This is a genomic window from Pseudomonas sp. AC083 (genome assembly GCF_979253165.1).
In genome coordinates this window covers 97,558-103,822 of the sequence record NZ_CEEDDH010000008.1, presented here as the reverse complement: position 1 = coordinate 103,822, position 6,265 = coordinate 97,558, and the positions used below count along the sequence as shown (strand labels likewise).

Sequence of the window (6,265 nt, the reverse complement as noted above, 5' to 3'; positions counted from 1 at the left end):
CATTTGTTGCCGCGCATTATAGGCCGTCTAATCTCTATGTCAACCACTTTTTCTAGTAATTTCAACAACTTACAGAAGAAGCTAGATTACGACGTACTAAGCAAATAATGGCGGAGAACGGGGGATTCGAACCCCCGACACCCTTTTGAGGTGTACTCCCTTAGCAGGGGAGCGCCTTCGGCCACTCGGCCAGCTCTCCGCAACACGGGGCGTATATTAACCAGCTTCTTCCCCGTTTGCAAACATAAAAATCGATAAAAATTAATGGCTTGGTTCTTCGTCCTTCTCTTTCTTTATACGCAGGTAAATTTCCTCACGGTGCACCGCAACCTCTTTCGGAGCGTTGACGCCGATACGCACCTGGTTTCCTTTGACGCCGAGCACGGTCACGGTGATTTCGCCGTCACCGATAATCAGGCTTTCCGCGCACCGACGAGTCAGAATCAGCATACCTTTCTCCTTACGCCATTCATTTCAGGGACAACAGTCTGCAAAAAAAAGGCACCCGACCTACAACCGCAGCGATCGTAGCCCTACATGCCTGAGTATTGACCAGCGCGAGCAAAAGAACAGTTCCGGGGCTCGCGCCATTCAAAAATAAAGGGCGCGGTCAGACCGCGCCCTTCACAGAAGCGGATTACTCGCCCTGACGGGCCGGAGCATCCAGTTCGAAAGCCGTGTGCAGCGCGCGCACAGCCAGTTCCAGGTATTTCTCTTCGATCACTACGGACACCTTGATTTCCGAAGTCGAGATCATCTGGATGTTGATGCTTTCTTTCGCCAGGGATTCGAACATGCGGCTGGCCACGCCTGCGTGGGAACGCATGCCGACGCCGACGATCGAGACCTTGGCAATCTTGGTGTCGCCAACGACCTCACGGGCACCGATCTCGCGAGCGGTGTTTTCCAGCACGGTCTGTGCGGCCTGGTAGTCGTTGCGGTGCACGGTGAAGGTGAAGTCGGTGGTGTTATCGTGCGCGACGTTCTGCACGATCATGTCGACTTCGATGTTCGCGGCACTGATCGGGCCGAGAATCTTGAACGCCACGCCCGGGGTGTCTGGCACGCCACGGATGGTCAGCTTGGCTTCATCGCGGTTGAAAGCGATGCCGGAAATGATCGGCTGTTCCATGGTTTCCTCTTCATCAATAGTAATGAGGGTGCCCGGACCCTCCTTGAAGCTGTGCAGTACGCGCAGCGGAACGTTGTACTTGCCGGCGAATTCCACCGCACGGATCTGCAGCACCTTGGAGCCGAGACTGGCCATTTCCAGCATCTCTTCGAAGGTGATCTTGTCCAGACGCTGAGCGACCGGCACCACACGCGGGTCGGTGGTGTAGACACCGTCGACGTCGGTGTAGATCTGGCATTCATCCGCCTTCAAGGCCGCCGCCAGTGCCACGCCGGTGGTATCGGAACCGCCACGCCCGAGGGTGGTGATGTTGCCGTGCTCGTCGACGCCCTGGAAACCGGCGACAACCACCACGCGACCAGCCTTCAGATCACCGCGAATCTTCTGGTCATCAATCTGCAAGATACGCGCTTTATTGTGCGCACTGTCAGTCAGGATCCGTACCTGATTGCCGGTGTACGACACCGCCGGCACACCGCGCTTGATCAGCGCCATGGCCAACAGGGCAATCGTCACCTGCTCACCGGTGGATACGATCACGTCCAGCTCGCGCGGAACCGGTTGCGCCTCGCCACTGATTTGCTTGGCCAGATCGATCAGACGGTTGGTTTCGCCGCTCATTGCAGACAGCACAACCACCAGGTCATCGCCGGCATCGCGGAATTTCTTAACCTTGTCGGCGACCTGCTCGATTCTCTCGACAGTGCCGACCGAGGTGCCTCCAAATTTCTGTACGATCAAAGCCATTTCAAAGCCGCCTCTGCCCATGAAGGGCGCCCAATAATCTTTCGAACAGTCGCCGGGCCCGCCACTAGACTGCGGGGCCGGCGAGCCGTCTTATAAAGCCTGCTCGACGAATGGAACGGTCAGCGCCAGCGCGCCATCCAGCGCAGCGGCATCGACACCGCCGCCCTGCGCCATGTCCGGACGACCACCACCCTTCCCGCCCACTGCCGCAGCAGCCTGTTTCATCAAATCACCGGCTTTGAGTTGGCCAGTCAGGTCCTTGGTTACGCCTGCAACCAGTACGACCTTTTCCTCATGGACACCGCCGAGCAGGATCACTGCGCGGCCGAGTTTGTTTTTCAGCTGATCGACCAGCGCCAGCAGCGCTTTGCCATCCTGACCGTCCAGACGGGCGGCCAGCACCTTCACATCCTTGACGTCCACCGCCGAGGCCGACAGATCGTCGCCCGCAGCGCTGGCTGCCTTGGCCTGCAACTGCTCGAGTTGTTTCTCCAGCAGACGGTTGCGCTCCAGTACCGCCGAGAGCTTGTCGATCAGATTGTCGCGGCTGCCCTTGACCAGGCTGGCCGCTTCCTTGAGTTGTTCTTCTGCAGCGTTCAAGTAGGCCAGCGCCGCAGCACCGGTGACTGCCTCGATACGACGCACGCCCGATGCCACACCGCCTTCGCTGATGATTTTCAGCAGGCCGATGTCGCCGGTACGGTTGGCGTGGATACCGCCGCACAGTTCGACCGAGAAGTCGCCCATGCTCAGCACGCGCACGCTGTCGCCGTACTTCTCGCCGAACAGCGCCATAGCGCCTTTGTTCTTCGCGGTTTCGATGTCGGTTTCTTCGGTTTCAACGGCGGAGTTCTTGCGAATCTCGGCGTTGACGATGTCTTCCAGCTGCTTGATCTGTTCTGGCTTGATCGCTTCGAAGTGGCTGAAGTCGAAACGCAGGCGCTGACTGTCGACCAACGAACCTTTCTGCTGCACATGCTCACCGAGCACCTGACGCAGCGCGGCGTGCAGCAAGTGCGTCGCCGAGTGGTTCAGTGCGGTGGCGTGACGCACTTCGGCATCGACGTGGGTTTCCACCGGCGCGCCGATGGTCAGGCTGCCCGAGGCCAGCACACCGTGGTGCAGGAATGCGCCGCCGGTCTTGGTGGTATCGCGCACGTCGAAGCGGCTGCTGCCGGCCTGAATGAAACCGCAGTCGCCGATCTGGCCACCGGATTCGGCGTAGAACGGCGTCTGGTTGAGGACGATCACGCCTTCCTGACCTTCGCTCAGCACGTCGACCGACTGACCATCCTTATAGATGGCAACGATTTTCGCCGAGCCGCTGGTGGCGGCGTAACCGGTGAACTCGGTGGCCACGTCGACCTTGACCAGGGTGTTGTAGTCCAGACCGAACGAGCTGGCCGAACGCGCGCGAACACGCTGGGCTTCCATTTCGCGCTCGAAGCCGGCTTCGTCGACGGTCAGGCCGCGCTCGCGGGCGATGTCGGCGGTCAGGTCCATCGGGAAACCGTAGGTGTCGTAGAGTTTGAACACCACGTCGCCTGGCACCACGGTGCCTTTGAGCTCGGCCAGATCCTGCTCGAGGATTTTCAGGCCGTGCTCCAGGGTCTTGGAGAACTGCTCTTCTTCAGCCTTGAGCACGCGCTCGATGTTGCTTTGCTGCTTCTGCAGTTCCGGAAAGGCTTCGCCCATCTCGGCAACCAGCGCCGCGACGATCTTGTAGAAGAAGCTGCCGGTGGCGCCGAGCTTGTTGCCGTGACGGCAGGCGCGACGGATGATCCGGCGCAGTACGTAACCGCGACCTTCGTTGGACGGCAACACGCCATCGGCAATCAGGAAACCGCAGGAACGGATGTGGTCGGAGACGACTTTGAGCGACGACTGATCGCCGTTTTCGCAGCCGATCGCTTCAGCCGAAGCCTTGAGCAGGTTCTTGAACAGGTCGATGTCGTAGTTGGAGTTGACGTGCTGCATCACCGCACTGATCCGCTCCAGGCCCATGCCGGTGTCCACCGACGGCGCTGGCAACGGATGCAACACGCCATCGGCGGTGCGGTTGAACTGCATGAACACGTTGTTCCAGATTTCGATGTAGCGGTCGCCATCTTCTTCCGGCGAGCCCGGCGGGCCGCCCCAGATGTGCTCGCCGTGGTCGTAGAAAATCTCGGTGCACGGACCGCACGGGCCGGTATCACCCATGGTCCAGAAGTTGTCGGAAGCGTACGGCGCGCCCTTGTTGTCGCCGATGCGGATCATGCGCTCGGCCGGCACGCCGATTTTCTGTGTCCAGATGTCATACGCTTCGTCGTCGGTGGCGTAGACAGTGACCCAGAGCTTTTCCTTCGGCAGCTTGAGCACGCCAGTCAGGAAGGTCCAGGCAAAGGTGATCGCGTCGTGCTTGAAGTAGTCGCCGAAGCTGAAGTTGCCGAGCATCTCGAAGAACGTGTGGTGACGTGCGGTATAACCGACGTTTTCCAGGTCACTGTTCTTGCCGCCGGCGCGCACGCATTTCTGACTGCTGGTGGCACGGGTGTACGCACGTTTTTCCTGGCCCAGGAAGCAGTCCTTGAACTGGTTCATCCCCGCGTTGGTGAACAGCAGGGTTGGGTCGTTGCCCGGAATCAAAGAGCTGGAGGCTACACGGGTGTGGCCTTGCTCTTCGAAGAAGCGAAGGAAGGCTTCACGGATTTCTGCGCTTTTCATTAGGTTCTTCCACGGAGGCTGCGGCCAAAGGCCTGTTCGAAACGTCGTGAGACGAAGCGACGGCAAAGGGCCGCATTATATCGGCCCTGCGCGCGGGGTACAGCGTGTTTATACGATAGAAACGGTCAATTGGACGGCTGACGCTGTCACTTGCGTGAAAACTCGACGAATGTCGCGATCACTTGTTCGATTTGTGCGCGACTGACGTCCATGTGCGTGACCATGCGCAAGCGCGCAGCGGCGCTGAGCCTGATCCCGCGTTCGCCGGCAAAGTCCTTGAGTGCTGCGGCCTTGTCGCCCATTTGCACATAGACCATGTTGGTTTGCACGGGCTCGACGACGAAACCGGCCTCACGCAGACCCTCGGCGAGCAACTGCGCGTTGGCATGGTCATCCGCCAGCCGTTCGACGTGATGATCCAGCGCGTACAAGCCAGCCGCCGCGAGCAACCCGGCCTGACGCATGCCACCACCGACCATTTTGCGCAAACGCCGCGCCTTGCCGATCAGTTGCTCGGAGCCGCACAGCACCGAGCCGACCGGCGCGCCGAGGCCTTTGGACAGGCACACCGACACCGAATCGAAATGCTGGGTGATCTCCCGGGCATCGACGCCGAGCTTGACCGCCGCGTTGTACAAACGCGCCCCGTCCAGGTGCAATTGCAGGCCGTGTTCCTGAGTAAAGCGTCGCGCGCGCGCCAGATATTCCAGCGGCAGCACTTTGCCCTGCATGGTGTTTTCCAGCGCCAGCAAACGCGTGCGGGCGAAATGGAAATCGTCCGGTTTGATCGCGGCGGCGACCTGATCCAGATCCAGTGAACCGTCGGCCTGCACCTCCAGCGGCTGCGGCTGAATCGAACCGAGCACCGCCGCCCCGCCACCTTCGTACTTATAGGTGTGCGCCTGCTGACCGACAATGTATTCGTCGCCACGCTCGCAGTGCGCCATCAGGCCGAGCAGGTTGCTCATGGTCCCGGTCGGCACGAATAGCGCGGCGGCAAAGCCCAGGCGCTTGGCCAGTTCGGCCTCGAGGTGATTGACCGTCGGATCTTCGCCGTACACGTCGTCTCCGGTGTCCGCTGCGGTCATCGCATCGAGCATGGCTGGAGTCGGTTGGGTGACGGTGTCGCTGCGAAGATCGATAACGCTCATGAACCTGGCCTCTGGTCAGATGGGGAAATCCCTTTGTGAGGTGGAATTACTGCGGTCATCGCGCAGATTAATCAACCCTTGATCGAGGAAAAATCACCGCCCTCAGGAAAAAGCACAATCCATGTGGGAGAGAGTCTGCTCGCGAAAGCGGAGTAACAGTCAGCATATACGTTGAATGTGAAGCCGCTTTCGCGAGCAGGCTCGCTCCCACAGGGGTTATGTGTTAAAAATCCTGCGCCGCCCTCCTTCGGGCGGCACAAACGTTCTCAGGGCGGGGTGCAATTCCCCACCGGCGGTAATTGCGCGCAACGCGCATAGCCCGCGAGCGCTTGGCGCTGCACACGACTTGAGTCGGGTGCGTCGGCAAGGTCAGCAGACCCGGTGTGATCCCGGGGCCGACGGTCATAGTCCGGATGAAGAGAGAACGGGATCGACGCCAAAGGGCCGTCCGCGTGCATCCGTGCCTGCGTTCGCACCCTTGCATCCCTTTCGATTCATAACGCCCTGTTTTTCACACAAACAGGAGTCA

General features: G+C 59.9%; 4 protein-coding genes, 1 tRNA gene and 1 riboswitch. All 5 genes read right to left on the bottom strand.

Features of this window, described 5'->3' with window-relative positions; all coding sequences use genetic code 11:
- Positions 1 to 108: 108 nt before the first annotated feature.
- Positions 109 to 199, bottom strand: a tRNA-Ser gene (locus AC0IXA_RS14095).
- Positions 200 to 261: 62 nt separating this feature from the next.
- On the bottom strand, positions 262 to 450 hold the full coding sequence (gene csrA / locus AC0IXA_RS14090) for a carbon storage regulator CsrA (protein ID WP_002554426.1): 189 nt from the start codon (positions 448 to 450) through the stop codon (positions 262 to 264).
- Between the two features lie 187 nt (positions 451 to 637).
- On the bottom strand, positions 638 to 1,879 hold the full coding sequence (locus tag AC0IXA_RS14085) for an aspartate kinase (protein WP_016773595.1): 1,242 nt from the start codon (positions 1,877 to 1,879) through the stop codon (positions 638 to 640).
- 90 nt (positions 1,880 to 1,969) lie between these two features.
- Positions 1,970 to 4,585: an alanine--tRNA ligase gene (alaS, locus tag AC0IXA_RS14080; RefSeq protein WP_122612069.1), complete on the bottom strand. Its 2,616-nt coding sequence runs from the start codon at positions 4,583 to 4,585 to the stop codon at positions 1,970 to 1,972.
- 146 nt (positions 4,586 to 4,731) lie between these two features.
- Complete coding sequence (gene ltaE, locus AC0IXA_RS14075; RefSeq protein ID WP_206421708.1) at positions 4,732 to 5,736, bottom strand: low-specificity L-threonine aldolase; 1,005 nt, start codon at positions 5,734 to 5,736, stop codon at positions 4,732 to 4,734.
- 258 nt (positions 5,737 to 5,994) lie between these two features.
- Positions 5,995 to 6,166: riboswitch (FMN riboswitch) on the top strand.
- The last annotated feature ends 99 nt before the right edge of the window (positions 6,167 to 6,265 follow it).